General features: G+C 68.0%; 12 protein-coding genes. 6 read left to right on the top strand and 6 right to left on the bottom strand.

The window, feature by feature from the left end; all coding sequences use genetic code 11:
- Positions 1-3: 3 nt before the first annotated feature.
- The 4 genes from QC765_RS07590 to moeA form a co-directional block, all read right to left on the bottom strand.
- Positions 4-2,226: an AAA family ATPase gene (locus QC765_RS07590; RefSeq protein WP_278313853.1), complete on the bottom strand. Its 2,223-nt coding sequence runs from the start codon at positions 2,224-2,226 to the stop codon at positions 4-6.
- 117 nt (positions 2,227-2,343) lie between these two features.
- On the bottom strand, positions 2,344-3,267 hold the full coding sequence (locus QC765_RS07595) for a CDP-alcohol phosphatidyltransferase family protein (RefSeq protein ID WP_278313833.1): 924 nt from the start codon (positions 3,265-3,267) through the stop codon (positions 2,344-2,346).
- 70 nt (positions 3,268-3,337) lie between these two features.
- Positions 3,338-4,051 (bottom strand): phosphatidylserine decarboxylase, encoded by a 714-nt coding sequence (locus QC765_RS07600; RefSeq protein WP_278313835.1) that lies wholly within the window; start codon positions 4,049-4,051, stop codon positions 3,338-3,340.
- Between the two features lie 132 nt (positions 4,052-4,183).
- Positions 4,184-5,386, bottom strand: coding sequence for a molybdopterin molybdotransferase MoeA (gene moeA / locus QC765_RS07605; RefSeq protein WP_278313836.1), 1,203 nt, complete (start codon positions 5,384-5,386; stop codon positions 4,184-4,186).
- A gap of 131 nt (positions 5,387-5,517) precedes the next feature.
- Between moeA and QC765_RS07610 the strand changes: the two genes are divergently transcribed.
- Positions 5,518-6,294 (top strand): HAD-IIA family hydrolase, encoded by a 777-nt coding sequence (locus QC765_RS07610; RefSeq protein WP_278313837.1) that lies wholly within the window; start codon positions 5,518-5,520, stop codon positions 6,292-6,294.
- 13 nt (positions 6,295-6,307) lie between these two features.
- Here QC765_RS07610 and QC765_RS07615 read toward each other — a convergent pair whose 3' ends face one another.
- On the bottom strand, positions 6,308-7,228 hold the full coding sequence (locus QC765_RS07615) for a pseudouridine synthase (protein WP_278313838.1): 921 nt from the start codon (positions 7,226-7,228) through the stop codon (positions 6,308-6,310).
- A gap of 295 nt (positions 7,229-7,523) precedes the next feature.
- Here QC765_RS07615 and groL point away from each other — a divergent pair, with 295 nt between their 5' ends.
- Entirely contained in the window at positions 7,524-9,149 is a 1,626-nt protein-coding gene (gene groL, locus QC765_RS07620) for a chaperonin GroEL (RefSeq protein WP_278313839.1), read from the top strand.
- Positions 9,150-9,288: 139 nt separating this feature from the next.
- Here groL and QC765_RS07625 read toward each other — a convergent pair whose 3' ends face one another.
- On the bottom strand, positions 9,289-10,728 hold the full coding sequence (locus QC765_RS07625; RefSeq protein ID WP_278313840.1) for a sugar transferase: 1,440 nt from the start codon (positions 10,726-10,728) through the stop codon (positions 9,289-9,291).
- Between the two features lie 568 nt (positions 10,729-11,296).
- On the opposite strand from QC765_RS07625, the gene QC765_RS07630 reads away from it, so the two are divergent.
- The 4 genes from QC765_RS07630 (at position 11,297) to QC765_RS07645 (ending at position 16,435) form a co-directional block, all read left to right on the top strand.
- On the top strand, positions 11,297-12,427 hold the full coding sequence (locus tag QC765_RS07630) for a glycosyltransferase (protein WP_278313841.1): 1,131 nt from the start codon (positions 11,297-11,299) through the stop codon (positions 12,425-12,427).
- Complete coding sequence (locus QC765_RS07635) at positions 12,424-14,229, top strand: DUF4012 domain-containing protein (RefSeq protein ID WP_278313842.1); 1,806 nt, start codon at positions 12,424-12,426, stop codon at positions 14,227-14,229. The genes QC765_RS07630 and QC765_RS07635 overlap by 4 nt, the downstream gene beginning before the upstream one ends.
- Before the next feature lie 17 nt (positions 14,230-14,246).
- Complete coding sequence (locus QC765_RS07640) at positions 14,247-15,155, top strand: rhamnan synthesis F family protein (protein WP_278313843.1); 909 nt, start codon at positions 14,247-14,249, stop codon at positions 15,153-15,155.
- A gap of 272 nt (positions 15,156-15,427) precedes the next feature.
- Complete coding sequence (locus tag QC765_RS07645; RefSeq protein ID WP_278313844.1) at positions 15,428-16,435, top strand: alpha/beta hydrolase; 1,008 nt, start codon at positions 15,428-15,430, stop codon at positions 16,433-16,435.
- The last annotated feature ends 94 nt before the right edge of the window (positions 16,436-16,529 follow it).

Here is a 16,529-nt window from a genome sequence, read left to right on the forward strand (position 1 = left end):
CGATCAGTCGGCTGCCCGCCGGTCAGCGAACGCCTTCAGCGATGCCACTTGATCAGGATCCAGCGACGGGCGCACGGCCCGGCGCGCGGACTCCACATCATCGGCAGTAACGACTGTCGCATCGACGGTGCGGCGCATCGCAGCGAGCGCGGCCTCGCGCAGCAGCGCGGCGCAGTCCGCCGCCGAGTACCCGTCGAGCTGATCGGCGAGCTCGTCGAGGCGAACATCCTCGGCGAGCGGGATCGAGGCACCAGCAGCACGCAGGATCGCCGTGCGGGCCTCGGCATCGGGTGGCGGCACGAACACGAGCCGCTCCAGCCGGCCCGGGCGCAGCACAGCAGGGTCGATCAGCTCGGGCCTGTTGGTAGCACCGAGCACGATCACGTCGCGCAGCGGCTCGGCGCCATCGAGCTCGGTGAGCAGCGCCGCGACGACCTTGTCGCTGACTCCCGAATCGGAGCTCTGGCCGCGCCGGGGGACCATCGCGTCGATCTCATCGATGAATACGAGCGAGGGGGCGGTGTTGCGCGCCCGCTGGAACAGGTCGCGCACGGCCTTCTCCGACGAGCCCACCCACTTGTCCATGAGCTCGGAGCCCTTGACGGTGTGCACGCTCAGCTGCCCGGAGCTCGCGAGCGCCCGCACCACGAAGGTCTTGCCGCAGCCGGGCGGCCCGTAGAGCAGGACTCCGCGCGGCGGCTGCACGCCGAGGCGCGCGAACGTGTCGGGATGCCGCAGCGGCCACAGCACGGACTCGGTGAGCGCCTGCTTGGTCTCCACCATGTCGCCCACGTCCTCGAGCGTGATGCCACCGACCGAGATCTCCTCCGTCCCCGACCGCGACAGGGGCCTGATGATCTCGAGCGCTCCAAGCAAGTCCTCCTGCTTGATGACGGCAGGAGCCCCATCCCTGGAGGCGCGCGACGCGGCACGCAGCGCGGACTCGCGCCGCAGCGCCATCAGGTCGGCCGCGACGAATCCGGGGGTGCGCAGCGCGATCACCTCGAGGTCGAGATCGGTGGTCGGCACATCCCGCAGCAGGTGGTCGAGCAGGGCACGGCGGATCGCCCCGCCTGGCAGCGCGATCGTCAGCTCGCGGTCGCACAGGTCGGGCGCTCGCAGCCGCGGATCGGTGAGGTCCGGGTGCGCCGTCGTGGCCACGAGCACGACTTGATCGTTGGCGATGGCCCGCCGTAGCCGGCTCAGGATCAGGCTCGAAACGGGCTCGGGGTCGCGCGGCAGCAGCGCGTCGATCTCGGTGATCAGCAGCACTCCGCCGCCGCGAGCGGCATTGATGGCCTGCGTCACGGTCTCCGCGCGGCTACCGGACTCGAGCGCCCCGGTGCCGGGGCCGTCGAGCTCGACGACGTTGCGGGCCGCGCAGACCGAGCGGACCAGGGTGGCCTTTCCGGTGCCCGCGGGCCCAGTGACGACGATGCCGAGGCGTGGAGAGGCACCAAGGGAGGTAAGCAGCTCGGGCTCGTCGAGGGCGAGGCTCAGCCAGTCGGTGAGCTTCGCTACCTGGTCGGCGACTCCCACGAGCTCGCCCACCGGGACCGGTGGGTCCGTGACGACCGGATCGGGCTGGCTGGTGCTCCCGCGCGAGGTGGTGGTCGTGCGTGCCGTGGTCGCGGTCCCGCCGCCGCTGCCGTCCTCGGAATGGCCCCGGGTGCTGGTGATCAGTGGATCCTGGCCGCGCCCCGGATTGTCCGTCGCCGATCCTGGCCAGGCCATCGCGGTGTTGGGCTGCACGCTCACGGCGCCGAGCGGCTCGGTCTCCACCACGGTCAGCAGCTCGGAGGTCCACGTGATGCCAACGGCGCGCCGCAAGGCCTGCGTGGCATCGGAGGTGCTCGTGCCTGGACCGAGGTCGCGCGGCAGCAAGGAGACCGTGTCACCGACCGTGACGACCTTGCCAAGCAATGCCTGGCGCAGCGCGTTCGGCGTCAACGAGGTCATCGCCAGGGAGGAGCCGCTCACCACGATCCGGCGCGCGCCCTGCACCGCGACAGGCCGAACCACCACGGTCGCGTCCTCGCGGATCCCGGCATTGGAGAGGGTCACATCGTCGAGCAGCGCCACCCGGGGCGCGGAGCCCTGCGGCGCGCGCGCGACGACCGCTGCCGTGCTGCGGGTGCCATAGATCTCGATCGCGTCCCACTCCCGGAGATCCAGCGCCGAGAGCACCTCGGCATGCACCCGGACCACGCCCCGGCGCGAGTCCATGTGCGCGGTGGAGAGGCGGGCCGTCAGGGTCACGTGGGCCGTGTCGTTGGCGGGATTCACGTGCACGAGCCTAGACGGTCGAGGAGCATGGGCGCCCGTCGATGGACAGCGGCGGTGTCACCGCCGCGGCCTGGCCCGTCCCGCGACGCGCGACAGCCGGCCGCGTGGCTTGGACCGGCGCAGGCCGAGCCGGGTCAAGGAACGGCGCTGCGCGCTCGAGCGGCGGATCGCGCGCCGCTCCGCTGGGGGAATGTCCCAGGTCTCGGGCCTGGCCGCCACCCAGCGCTTGGTGCGGATCGCGTAGGGGATGTGGGCCAGGTAGACCAGCACCATGAGCACGAGGACCACATAGGGATAGGTGATGAGCCCCGCGGCGATCAGCGCGACGAGGATCAGCAGGAGCGCGGCGATGCGCGGCGGCACCGATACCTGCTTCATGGCGAGGGTGGGCACGCGGCTCACGATCAGCGCTGCGGCGCCGATCATCCAGGCCGCCACGAAGACGAACGAGGTCCACCAGCCTTCCCCCCAATGCTGGAACGCAGCGAGGGGAGCAATGGCAACGAGCGCTCCCGCGGGAGAGGGCACGCCGACGAAGAAGTCCTTCCGGTAGGCCGGGGCATCCTCGTCATCAGTGAGCACATTGAACCGGGCGAGCCGCAGCACGATCGAGACGACGTAGACCAGGGCAACGATCCAGCCGCCACTATTGCCATGGAGCAGGGTCACATAGATGACGAGCGCGGGCGCGACACCGAAATTGATCGCGTCCGAGAGGGAATCGAGCTCGGCACCGATCTTCGTGGTGGCATCGAGCAGTCGCGCGACGCGTCCGTCCACGCCATCGAGGATCGCGGCCGCGCCGATCGCCGCGATCGCAAGGTCGCCCCGGCCCTCGAGCGCGAACCGGACCGCCGAGAGGCCCGCGCACAGCGCGAGAATGGTGATGGCGCTCGGCAGCAGGCGAATGCTAGCGCTGCGAATAGGCGGTGATTGCTCGCTCGTCCTGTGCTCGCGAGCATGGTCCGGGCGCGCGCGCATCTGCCGTGAGTGATCCCTCGGTCGTCCGTCGCTCAATTGACACCTCACTCGACAGTGGCGTGGCCTCGGCTCATGCTAGTTCCGCGATCACCGTTTCCGCGCCGATCACGCGCTGCCCGCGCTCGACGAGGATCCGGCTTCCCTCGGGCAGATAGGTATCCACCCGTGAGCCGAACCTGATCAGGCCGTACGTCTCGCCGAGGGGGAGGACGTCGCCGGCCCGGGCATCACAGACGATGCGGCGCGCCACGAGCCCAGCGATCTGGACGACCACGACCTGCTTGTCATCGACGGTCCGCAGCTCCATGCTGCTGCGCTCGTTCGCCTCGCTGGCCTCGTCGAGATCCGCGGACAGGAACGATCCTGGGCGGTGGATGACCTGCACCACCTGCCCCGCGACGGGGCTTCGCTGCACATGCACATCGAGGATCGACAGGAAAACGCTGACCCGCGGCCTCGGTACGTCGCCGAGGGCAAGCTCGGCGGGGGGCACCGCGGTATCGACGATCGTCACCTCGCCGTCGGCGGGGGAGACCACCACGCCGCTGCGACTCGGCGGCACCCGCTTCGGGTTCCGGAAGAACGTGGCGCACGCGAGGGCGAGGCCGATGCCGGTGCGGCGCGCTAGCGGCGAGCGGTGCCCGGCGGCGGCCACCGCGAGCGGAACCGCGATGAACGGGATCCCCGCTGGATGCACCGGGGGAACGGCATCGCGCACGAGGCCTAGCGCATGGGCGACGGGATTGCGGGGGGCTTGCCCGGGCGGTGCGGGTTTGCGGGCCACTTCGGGTCGACCTCATCTCGTTCGTCGGAGCCATGATGCGCGTGCAGGATGCCGCGCTGGCGTGCTCCGCCCAAGCCTACGGCACCGGCTGGCGCGATCGGCGTTGGTCAGGAATGTCCGGCGGTGCCCCGCTCAGGGCCGGGACAGGTCCCAGACGTCCACCGCCGCCCCCGCGGGGATCGACTCGGTTTCGGCCGGGATGTCCACCAGGCAATCCGACGAGGCCAGCCATCGCAGGAAGTGCGATGCGGGCGGGCCAATGGTGCGTACCGTGCCCGTGGCCCGGTCAAGCACCCCGCGCCGGAACTGGCGCTTGCCGAGCGGCGAGCGGATGTCCTCGGCCAGCGTCGCGGAGACTACCTCGCGACCGGTGCGCGCGTAGCCCATCGCGGCGCGCAGCGCGGGCCGCACGAACACCTCGAACGAGATCAGCGCGCTCACCGGGTTGCCGGGCAGCGTGATGATCGGGGTGCCCTCGAAGGTGCCACTGCCCTGTGGCATGCCCGGTTGCATCGCTACTTTCAGGAACTCCACCCCGCGATCGGCGAGGGAATCCTTGACTACTTCGTACGCCCCGGCGCTCACGCCACCGGAGGTCAGGAACACGTCGGCGTCATTGGCGTGGGCACGCAGCGTGGCGAGGAAGTCGTCGGTGTCATCGCTGACGAAGCGCAGCTGCGCGGCCCTCGCGCCCGCCTCCCGCGCGGCGGCGGCCAGCATGATGCTGTTGGACTCGTAGATCTCGCCGCGGCGCAATGCCTGCCCGGGCGCGACGAGCTCGCTGCCCGTGGAGAGCACCATCACCCGGATCGGCGGGACCACCGGCACCGTCGCGTAGCCGAGGGCGGCAAGCAGCCCGAGCTGGGGGGCGCCCAGCGTGCTGCCGCTCTCGAGCGCGATCTCGCCCTTGGCGATGTCCTCGCCGTTGCGCCGGATGTGCTGGCCCGGCGTGGTCGATGCGGTGATCCGCACGGTCGTCGTGCCGCCGTCTGTCCGCTCGACCGGGATCACGGAATCCGCGCCGGGCGGCAGCGCGGCGCCCGTCATGATGCGGTGCGCCGTGCCCGCATGATGCTCGGGGATGTCGGTGCGGCCAGCCGGGATGTCCGCCGCCACCGGCAGCTCGACCGGGTGCGCCTCGCTCGCACCAGCGATGTCCGCGGCACGCACCGCGTATCCGTCCATGGCTGAGTTGTCGAAGCCCGGGAGCGATCGCGGGGCGATCACATCACGAGCGAGCACGCTCCGGTGCGCCGCCGTGAGCGTGGCTTCTTGTTCGGGGCGTGCCGTGACGAGCGCGGCGATGGCAGCCGCATGTTCAGTGACCGAGCGCATCCCCCTATTGTGCGGTGCCGTGGTGCCGCCTGGCAGCAGGTGGGGCGAATCGTGCCACCGCCGGTTCCCGCAGCAGATGATTGCGGCTCCCCGTTGCACCGGTCGGGCTGGTCGTGAGTAGTGTCGGAGGCATGGCTCGCGTTGAGGGCGTCTTGTTCGATATCGACGGGGTTCTCGTGACCTCGTGGCAGGCCATCGAGGGCGCCGCCGACGCAGTGCGCGCCGTGCGCGAATCCGGCCGCCGCTGTGGCTTTCTGACCAGCACGACGTCGCTTACGCGTGAGCTGATCGCCGCCAAGCTCACCAAGCTGGGCATTCCCGCGGAGGCCGACGACATCATGACCGCGGCGTACCTCACGGCGCAGCATGTCCGGGAGAACCACCCCGACGCGCAATGCTGGGTGCTCAACCAGGGTGATGTGTTCATCGACATGGATGACGTCACGTGGGCGGCCAAGAAGCCGGATCTGATCATCCTGGGCGGAGCGGGGCCGGAGTTCAGCCACGAGGCGCTGAGCCGTGTCGCGGAGCTGATGCTCGCCGGGGTGCCGGTGATCGCGATGCACCAAGGACTCACCTGGGCAACGAGCTCGGGGCTGAAGCTGGATGTGGGCGCGTACATCCCGGGGCTCGAGGCTGCTGGAAACAACCGGATCACCGTGATCGGCAAGCCCTCGCCGGGTGCTTTCGAGAAGTCGGCGCGGATGCTGGGCATCGCGCCCAAGCACACCCTCATGATCGGGGATGACCTGAACAACGACGTGCTCGCCGGCCAGCGCGCGGGCATGCGTGGCGTGCTCGTGCGCACCGGCAAGTTCCACCAGCCCGTGCTCGACGCCAGCCGGGACAAGCCGGACCACGTGGTGGATTCCGTGGCAGATCTCCCGGAGCTATTGGACTCGCTCTGACCGCGTCACGCCGTCAACGCGCATGCTCCAGGACTCGCGCGCTGCGGAACGAGCGCGGCCGCCCGCTGATCGGATCGGTGAACGCGATCTCGGCAGCGAGGAGCTGCAACGGGTTGGTGAAGTCCCCGTCGGCGCGCTCGCGGATCCCGGGGTACAGGTCGTCGCCGAGGATGGGTGCTCCGAGCGTGCTCAGGTGAACCCGTAGCTGATGAGTCCGTCCGGTCTCGGGGCGCAGCCGGTAGAGCGCCAGGCCTTCCTCGAGGGCCGCCGCGTGCTCGATGTGGGTGATCGCGTTGACAGTGCCGATGCCCTGGCGGGCTTGCCGCTCTCCCGGTTGCTTGGTGATGTGGCTGCGCACGGTGCGCGGAAGCTGGAGGCCGGGCAGGTGGGGCGCCACTGCCAGGTACTTCTTGGTGACCTGCCGCTGGGCGAACATTTGCTGATAGGGCGCGCGTGCTCCGGGATGGGTGGCGAGCAGCAGCACGCCCGCAGTGGTGCGGTCGAGGCGGTGCACGGGTGTCAGGTGGGGGAGGCCGAGCAGCGTGCGCAGCCGGACCGTCGCGGATTCGATGACGTGACGGCCGCGCGGCATGGTGGCGAGGAAGTGTGGCTTGTCCGCCACGACGAGGTGCTCGTCCTGGTGCAGGACGGTGACGCCGAACGGCACGGGGATCTCCGCGGGGAGGTCGCGGTAGTAGAAGAGTGTCATGCCGCGCGCGAGGGGCTGGCAGGCATGAACGGGCACGCCGTGGTCGTCGACGATCTCCTGGGCGGCGAGCCGCCGGCGGAAGCGCTCGCGATGCTCGGGGTAGGTGGCGGCGAGGGCTTCCCCGATGGTGTGCCAGGGGGCGTGGTCGGGGAACCGGACCCAGGCGGCGTCGACGCCGTGGCGCGGGGGGAGCGGTGATCGTGTGGTTGGCGAGCGGTGCCCCACGGCTGAGTTCCTTCCGGCTGGCTGGTGCTGGCTCGGCGCATGGTTGCCCCGGTGGTTGTTCGCTGTGCGCGGAGCCTGGGGCGCGCCAGCGCCCGCGTCTTGCACTCGTATGCCGCGAGTGCTAAACATGATTCTGGCACTCAATACACGAGAGTGCTAGGTCGGGACGGTGAGGCCAGGCGCTGACACCCTGGTCGTCCGTCGCGGGCACCGCGCCTGGCCAACAGCGCAAATGGGACGCGCAGCCGCTGCACGTTCCGTGTGTCGGCCTCATCATCTGGAGGATCACTTCGCAATGGCCAAAATCATCGCGTTCGACGAAGAGGCCCGCCGTGGCCTCGAGCGGGGACTCAACGCCCTCGCCGACGCAGTCAAGGTAACGCTCGGCCCCAAGGGTCGCAACGTTGTCCTGGAGAAGAAGTGGGGCGCCCCCACGATCACCAACGATGGAGTTTCCATCGCCAAGGAGATCGAGCTGGACGACCCGTACGAGAAGATCGGCGCAGAGCTGGTCAAGGAAGTCGCCAAGAAGACCGACGACGTCGCTGGCGACGGCACCACCACCGCAACCGTGCTCGCCCAGGCGCTCGTGCGCGAGGGCCTGCGCAACGTCGCTGCTGGCGCTAACCCGATGGCGCTCAAGCGCGGCATCGAGAAGGCCGTCGAGACGGTCGTCGCGCGCCTGCTCGAGTCCGCCAAGGAGATCGAGACCAAGGAGCAGATCGCTGCTACCGCTGGCATCTCCGCCGGTGACCCCCAGATCGGCCAGCTCATCGCCGAGGCGATGGACAAGGTCGGCAAGGAAGGCGTCATCACCGTGGAGGAGGCCCAGACGTTCGGCCTCCAGCTCGAGCTCACCGAGGGAATGCGCTTCGACAAGGGCTTCATCTCGGGCTACTTCGTGACCGACCCCGAGCGCCAGGAAGCTGTCCTCGAGGACGCCTACGTGCTGCTCATCTCGTCCAAGATCTCCACGGTCAAGGACCTGCTGCCGCTGCTGGAGAAGGTCATCCAGTCCGGCAAGCCGCTCGCCATCATCGCCGAGGACGTCGAGGGCGAGGCCCTCTCCACCCTCGTGGTGAACAAGATCCGCGGCACCTTCAAGTCCGTCGCCATCAAGGCGCCCGGCTTCGGTGACCGCCGCAAGGCAATGCTGCAGGACATGGCCATCCTCACCGGCGGCCAGGTCATCAGCGAGGAAGTCGGCCTCTCCCTCGAGACCGCCGGCCTCGAGCTCCTTGGCCGCGCCCGCAAGGTCGTTGTCACCAAGGACGAGACCACCATTGTCGAGGGTGCTGGCGACGCAGCCCAGATCGAGGGCCGCGTCAACCAGATCCGCGCCGAGATCGACAAGTCCGACTCCGACTACGACCGCGAGAAGCTCCAGGAGCGCCTCGCCAAGCTCGCCGGCGGCGTCGCTGTCATCAAGGCTGGCGCGGCTACCGAGGTCGAGCTCAAGGAGCGCAAGCACCGCATCGAGGACGCTGTCCGCAACGCCAAGGCAGCCGTCGAGGAAGGCATCGTCGCCGGTGGCGGCGTCGCGCTCCTCCAGGCCGCCCCGGCGCTCGCCGAGCTCAGCCTCGAGGGCGATCAGGCCACCGGTGCCAACATCGTCCGCGTGGCGCTCGAGGCACCGCTGAAGCAGATCGCCTTCAACGCTGGCCTCGAGCCCGGCGTTGTCGCGGAAAAGGTCCGCAACCTGCCCACCGGCCACGGCCTCAACGCCGACACCGGTGTGTACGAGGACCTGCTCGCCGCAGGCATCAACGACCCGGTCAAGGTCACCCGCTCGGCGCTGCAGAACGCAGCCTCGATCGCGGCGCTGTTCCTCACCACCGAGGCCGTTGTCGCCGACAAGCCCGAGAAGAACGCGGCCCCGGCCGGCGATCCGACCGGCGGCATGGGCGGCATGGACTTCTGATCCACCCCCGCTAGCCCACGAGGCCCGGAGCAGCATGGCTGCTCCGGGCCTCGTGCCGTCTAGCGCAGGGACGCTACCTGGGCTTGGATCGTCGGACAGAGCTGCGCGGCGATGCTCGCTCGCCCGGATGCCAGCGCAACTAGTACGCGCCCTGGCCCTTCATGACGACCCGCACGGTGCGCCACAGAATGATGAGGTCCTGCATGAAGGTCCAGTTCTCCACGTAGGACAGGTCGAGCCGCACGGTTTCCTCCCAGGTGAGGTCGGAACGTCCGCTGACCTGCCAGGGCCCGGTCATCCCCGGGCGGACGAGCATGCGGCGGTTGATCCTTCGCGTGTATCTCGCTACCTCGCGGGGCAGTGGTGGCCGAGGGCCTACCAGGCTCATCTCGCCACGGAGCACGTTGAAAAGCTGTGGCAGCTCGTCGAGGCTGTACTTGCGCAGGCGCCGACCGATCCGGGTAACGCGCGGATCGTCCTTCATCTTGAAGAGGGGGCCATCCGCGTCGTTGCGATCAGCGATGCCTTGGTGCTGGGAGTCGGCCCCGACCACCATCGATCGAAACTTGATCATCGCGAACTCGGCGCCATCGGTACCTACCCTGGTCTGGCGGTACAGCACAGGGCCGCGGTCCTGGCACTTGATGCACAGCGCGATGAGCAACATGAACGGCCCGAAGAGGGCAAGCGCGATGACAGCGCCAAGCCTATCGACCAGCGCTTTGCCGAGCCTATGAGCGCCCTGGTACTGCGGCGCCTCGACATGGAGAAGGGGCATCCCCGCGGTGGGGCGGATGTTGAGCCGCGGCTCCGAGACATCGGTGACTCCAGGATGCACCACGAGATCCGTCTTCTCCGACTCCAGTTCCCAGGCGAGCTCGCGGAGCGCATCCGGACCCAGGTGCTCGGTGGCGGTGACGGCTACGACATCAGCTTGTGCGTGGCGCACCGCGGCCAGGATGGTCTGCTCGTCGCCGAGGACAGGGATCGTGAGCCCATCGACCTCAAGAGCATCGGCCTGCGATCGCGCTTGGTGCTCCCGGGGGATGCAGGCTCCAACGATGTGGTAGCCGCGGTCGCGCTGGATGCTGCGGATCATGTCCTCCGCGGCACGGCCGCTGCCGAGGATCACGACGTTGGTGATGAACCTGCCGCGATTGATCTTGGCGACCAGCCATCGTCTCCACGACCAGCGGCTCACGACTATCCCCAGCATGCCGATAGGCAGCGCGATGGCCAGGTAGCCACGCGCGATGCCTAGGTCGAGCAAGAACGCGGCGATGGCAATGATGCCGAATACCTTGACGGAGGCGTGGATGACGCGCTGGTACTCCAGGGCGCCCGAGCCGATGATGCGAACATCGCGCGTGTTCTCGAGCTTGAGGGCAGCCAGCCAGGCGAACGCGATGACGAGAGAGAGGCCCGTGTAATGCAAGGTGATGCCGGAGGTGCTGAACAGCGCATGGTCAGTGGTGCCAAACCGCGCGAGCTGGGCAACCACCACGGCAGCGATGACGATGATGTGATCGGTGATCCGGATGCGCCGGGCGAACCCGCGCCGCCATGTGTGCGCGGGCACGGCTCGCGCGGGCGAGCGCGAAAGGGGCGCGACGGCGGATCCAGCGGAGTATTCGCGCTCGGCGCCGCCAGGCGCAGGCGATGTAGCTGAATCGCCGCATTTGTCTATTTCTTGAACGACATTCATGGAGCTGTTGCCTTGGCGGCGGGATTCCACGAGGTTCGGCACTGGCATCCCCCCGGATATTGAATCGGCTACGGTGGGCTTGATCATAGCCGATGGGACTTTTTTGCGGAAAAGATGCGAGAGACCAACTGTGATGCGTTGCGGCGGGCCAACGTGGCTGCTAATATCCTTGCGCCCCTTGGCGAACGGATCATATTTCTGACATTTTGCATCGAATTGGCTTGTCTTATCGCGAGGCTCCCGCGTCTATTTCTGACGAGATGAATCATTTGGATGAAAATCGAGGGGATATCCGTCCAACCAGGTATTTTCGCCGAGGACCAGATCCGTGGGTAGTCTGATCGCGGCCGCCCGCCGAATGATCAGGTCCATGCCCGATGGCGAGCAAATGCACACCGCGGTCGCTCGCGACTGGCCAAAGACAACGTTGGAGCAGGAACTCATGCCATCGGTAGCTATCCTCGGCTCGCGCGGCTACCCCAGCTACTACGGGGGATTCGAGACGCTGGTGAGGATGCTCGCGCCCTACCTCGCGGACCAGGGATGGGACGTGACCGTGCTTGGTCGTCCGAGGTCCACGCGCATGGATGATCCAGCGAGCGACCCGAGGATTCACGCGGTGCGCACGCGAGGCATCGAATCACGCTCCGCGAGCACCCTGTCCTATGGCCTCACGGGAGCGCTCTGGGCCCGATCCGCGCGCCCGGACGTGGCGCTCGTCCTGAACGTGGCCAATGGGTACTTCCTGCCCGTCCTGGCCCGCGCCGGAATCCCCACGGTGGTCAATGTCGATGGCATCGAGTGGGAGCGAGCGAAATGGGGCCGTGCGGCGCGAGCGGTATTCCGGGGCGGCGCCGCCCTGACTGCCCGCTACGCCACCACCCTGGTGAACGACAGCGAGGAGATCGCGCGCTACTGGGCTCAGCGATACGGAACCACTGGCGCCTACATCCCCTACGGAGGCACTGATCCTGGCCAGTTGCCGGTACCCGAAGGACTTGCCGCTGGTGGCTACATCCTCATGGTGGCTCGCTTCGTCCCCGAGAACACGGTGCCCGAGTTCCTCGCTGCCGCCGAGGTGCTTGCTGGCCACGCGCCCGTGGTGATCGTCGGCTCCTCGGGCTACGGCGGCCCGCTCGACGAGCGAGCCCGGGATCTCGCCGCCGCTCATCGGCAGATCCACTGGTACGGCCACATCGCTGATGATCGCCTCCTGCACGCCCTGTGGCAGCACGCCGGAGTGTATTTCCACGGCCACAGCGTCGGGGGGACGAACCCGGCATTGGTGCAGGCCATGGCCTGCGGCGCTCCGATCGTCGCGCGCGACACCGTCTACAACCGGGAGGTGCTCGGCGATGCCGGACGGTTCACGGAGCCTGACGCTCGCGCCATCGCAGCGTCGATCACGAGCTTGCTCGTCGAGCCAGTCGAGCGCGAGAAGCTCGCCGCGGCAGCCCGGGCTCGCGCATCCGCGCTGTTCACCTGGGAGGCCGTATGCCAGCAGTACAACCAGGTGCTCCACGGCGCGATGGCCGTCATCGACGCCCAGCCAGCAACCAGGGGAGCACGATGAGCGCCGGGCCCGAGCAGGCTCCAGCTGCCAGGCAACCCGTGTCCCGCCGGCGCCGGATCCTCCTCATCCTCGCCGTCGTGGTGGCGATTCCGCTGGTGTGGCTCGCCTTCATGACCCTGCGCGCGTATTCCGCGGTCAACGAGATCGAGGAGCGCGCGGACGCTGCCCGTGCACTCCTCCTCGATGGCGATGTCGATGCAGCGACCGCGGAGATCAACGGCATACCGGCTGCCGCTGCGCGGGCCAGGGCCTCGACCACGTCCCTTCCCTGGCGCGCCGCCGCAGCGCTTCCATGGGCAGGCAGCCCCTTCGATACCATCCGGGAATCGACCATCATCGTGGATCGGATCGCATCCGGGGTGGTGGCGCCCGCGCTCGACGGGGGGATGCTCGACATCCTGGGCGGCGGCGACAAGCCCGGGCAGATCATTGACGTGGACGCAGTGCGCGAGATGGCTCCCGTCGCGGCCGGGATCGCGAGCGAATCAGCCGCGATCAGCGCCGATGCTCGGAAGATTCCCATCGCGCGGTTCCCAGGCCGGGTCAACGAAGCCCGCGAGCAGCTCATCGACCAATCAACCCTGCTCGCCAACGCGACGGCGAGCGCAGCGGACGCCGCCCGCGTGCTGCCCGGATTCCTCGGCGCGGATGAAGCCCGCCGTTACCTGGTGGTCTTCCAGACCAACGCCGAGTCCCGCGGCACCGGGGGCCTGATGGGTGGAGCGGGGATGCTCCGGATCGACGATGGCGACATCACCTTCGAGGACTCGGTCAGCAACCAGGAGCTGCCCCTCACGGCAGAGCCGATCGATCTGGGCCCTGGCTTCGACGCGCTATATGGCCGCTACCAGAGCACCCAGAACTGGCAGAACGCCAACTTCAGCCCGCACTTCCCGCATGCCGCACGGATCTGGCGCTCGATCTGGGCGCAGCACATGGACGAGGAGGTCGACGGCGTGATAGCGACCGACCCCGTCGCGCTGAGCCACCTCCTCGAGGTCGTCGGGCCAGTGACCCTCAGCGAAGGGGAGACGATCACCAAGGACAACGTCGTCGAGATCACGCTCAACGAGGCGTACTTCCGGTTCGGCGACCGGCAACTGGCACGGAAGGCATACCTGCAGGAGATCGCGGGCGCCGTGATGGCCCGGGTGAACACCTATGACGGCCCCAAGGGCCCGCTGGCGCGCGCTCTCGCCAACGCTATCGAGGAGCAGCGCATCCTGGTCTGGAGCGCGGAGCCGGATGAGCAGGCCGTGCTCGGGGACAGCATCGTGGGAGGCACGCTTCCCGAGGACGAGTCCCCCTACGCGCACGTGGTGCTCAACAACGGTGCGGGAGGCAAGCTGGACTACTACCTGGAGCGATCGCTGGAATACCGGGCCGGGCCCTGCGTGGGGGAGCGGCGGGAGTCGGAGGTCACGCTACGGCTGACCAATTCAGCGCCGCCGCTCGACGAGTACCCCGCCTATCTCATGGGTCGGCTCACCCCGGAGACCCAGTATGCCGGGCCGCCGGGCACCAATCGCACTGTGATCAGCTTGTTCGCAACGCCCGGGGCCAGGCTCGCCAATACCTATATCGATGATCGGCGCGTTCCCCTCACCTTCACCAACGAGCTTCTCGGGCACCCAGTCTTTACCGTGGTCGTGCTCACCGAGCCAGGGGAGACCGTCACGGTTCGCTATGACCTCGATGAACCAGCCCGCGCGGGGGAAGCCACGGTGCCGCTGCAGCCGCTCGTCGACGATCCACAGGTATCGGTCGATGTGCCGGACTGCGGTCCAGCCCCTGGGAGGTGAGGGGCGAGGTGGCCAGGATGCTCCGCGCAAGCACAACGAGGCCCGTCACGCACCTGCGGATCCTGGTGCTCCGTTGGCCGGTCACGTTCATGATCCGTAGTCGGCGATTGCGTCCCGCCATCCGCCAGTTGGACGAGCCAGTGGCGGATCGGTGCGACCGCGCGCGCGTTGCGGCGGACGGTTGCGAGCGGCGGCAACGGATCGTCGTGCTGATGCACGTCTACTACCAGGACGCGCTGCCGCGCCTCATGGGGCTCCTTCATGCCATGCCCGCGCGATTCGACCTGATCCTCACCAACTCGAGCGGCGCCCCGCTGATCCTGCCGGACATTCTTCCCGCAGGTCTCGACGATCTGCGGATTCTCGAACTGCAGAATCGAGGTCGCGATATCTGGCCCATGGTCCAGGTCCTCAACGATGGCTTGATCGACAAGCATGATCTTGTCCTCAAGGTCCATACCAAGCGCAGCGCCTGGCGGGACCGGCACAGCCTTGCGGGCACGGGGGCCGAATGGAACGAGCAGCTGCTCGATGCGGTCCTGGGCGGGCAGGAGCGGATAGGCACCATTCTCGACGCATTCGACCGCGATGCTTCCCTGGGCATGGTGACGGCGCCAGGCTGCGTGCTCGGGCCGGAGCGCTGGGGCCAGAATCATTGGGCGACGAGGATCCTTCTCCGGCGAATGGGCATGCCGATGCGCACCTATGGACTGAGGTTTCCGAGCGGCTCGATCTACTGGACGCGGGCATCCATCCTGCGGAGGCTCGGGCTGGCCGCGCTCGAGGAACGCGACTTCGAGACCGAAGCGGGGCAGGTCGATGGCACGACCGCGCATGCGATCGAGCGCGCCGTCGGATACCTGTGCCTGGACGAGGGATTGCGCATGGCTTCCACAGAGGAGCTATCCGCGTCGCCGATCCTCTAGCAATCGCTCCACAAACCCAGTAGTTCCTGCTCCCCACGAGCTTTGCGGCGAAGTGCATTGCTGAATCGTCATCCAAACTTGTCCCCAGCGCATCGGTAATTGAGCTTGGCATGCGTGCTGCCGCACTAGGGTCCGTGCGGTGGCAATACGCTTCCTGCCAGCCCGGCTTGATTGGAAGCCAACGGCGCACCAATGCCAGCTATGGAGTGCCGAGCGATTGCTGGCACGGCAGGATCGTCCAGGGAACTCTCATGACAGGTGGAGCACTGACAATGATCACGACACGTCGCCACGAATCGGCGCGGGCGCGGAGGAGCAGCACGATCCTCGGGATCTGTGCAGCGCTCGCGCTTGCCGCGACGCCTGCCACGCTCGCGCAGCCCGTTGAGCAGGAGGCTCCTGGCTCGTCGTTCCGCGTCGAGAGCACGAGCGGCCGCCAGATGGTCGCCCAGGTGTACTCACCGTCGATGGGCCGGGACATCAAGGTCGAGATCGTTCGGCCCCGCGATACCAGCCAGCCCAGCCCCACCCTGTATCTCCTGGGCGATCTCTGGCTCGACAAGACCGACGTCCTGGACTTCTACGCGGACAAGAACGTCAACATCGTCATCCCGCGTGGCGGTGCCTACACCTACTACACCGATTGGCAGGCCCCCGACCCCAAGGTCGGGGTGGCGAAGTGGGAGACCTTCCTGACACGCGAGCTCCCGCCAGTGATCGACGAGTCGCTTGGCGCCACGGGGCAGAACGCGGTTGCGGGGATCTCCATGGCCGCCACGTCGGTGCTGAGCCTTGCGATCAATGCGCCGGGAGTGTTCCAGGCAGTGGGCTCCTACAGCGGCTGCGCCCAGACCAGCGACCCTCTCGGCCAGGCGTTCGTCCGCGCGCTCGTCGAAGGCCGTGGTGGCGCGGACACCCTCAATATGTGGGGACCGCCGAGCGATCCAGCCTGGGCAGCCAACGATCCTTACCTGAATGCCGAGGGGCTGCGCGGCACCGCGGTGTTCGTCTCCAACGGCAGCGGACTGCCCGGGCCGTACGACACGATCGACTCCCAGGACATCGAGGGGGATCCCATGAAGCTCATCGACCGGTTCGCCGTGGGCGGGATCCTCGAGGCCGCGACGAACGTGTGCACGCATCGACTGGTTAACCGCATGAACGAGCTCGGGATCCCGCATGAGTTCAAGTTCCGGGTGAACCGGACGCATGCATGGGCCTATTGGCAGGAAGACCTCCATGACTCCTGGCCCTTGTTCGCAGACGCTTTGGGTTCCTGAGCCAGCCGCGCAAGGAATCCCTTTGTGAGCTGGGGGTTTGTGCTGGGGGCGCGGGGGGTGTAGGTTTTGTCCTCGCTGCCGGGAACGGTCGGCG

It is taken from the genome of Hoyosella levis, assembly GCF_026008515.1.
Classification (GTDB): Bacteria; Actinomycetota; Actinomycetes; order Mycobacteriales; family Mycobacteriaceae; genus Lolliginicoccus; species Lolliginicoccus levis.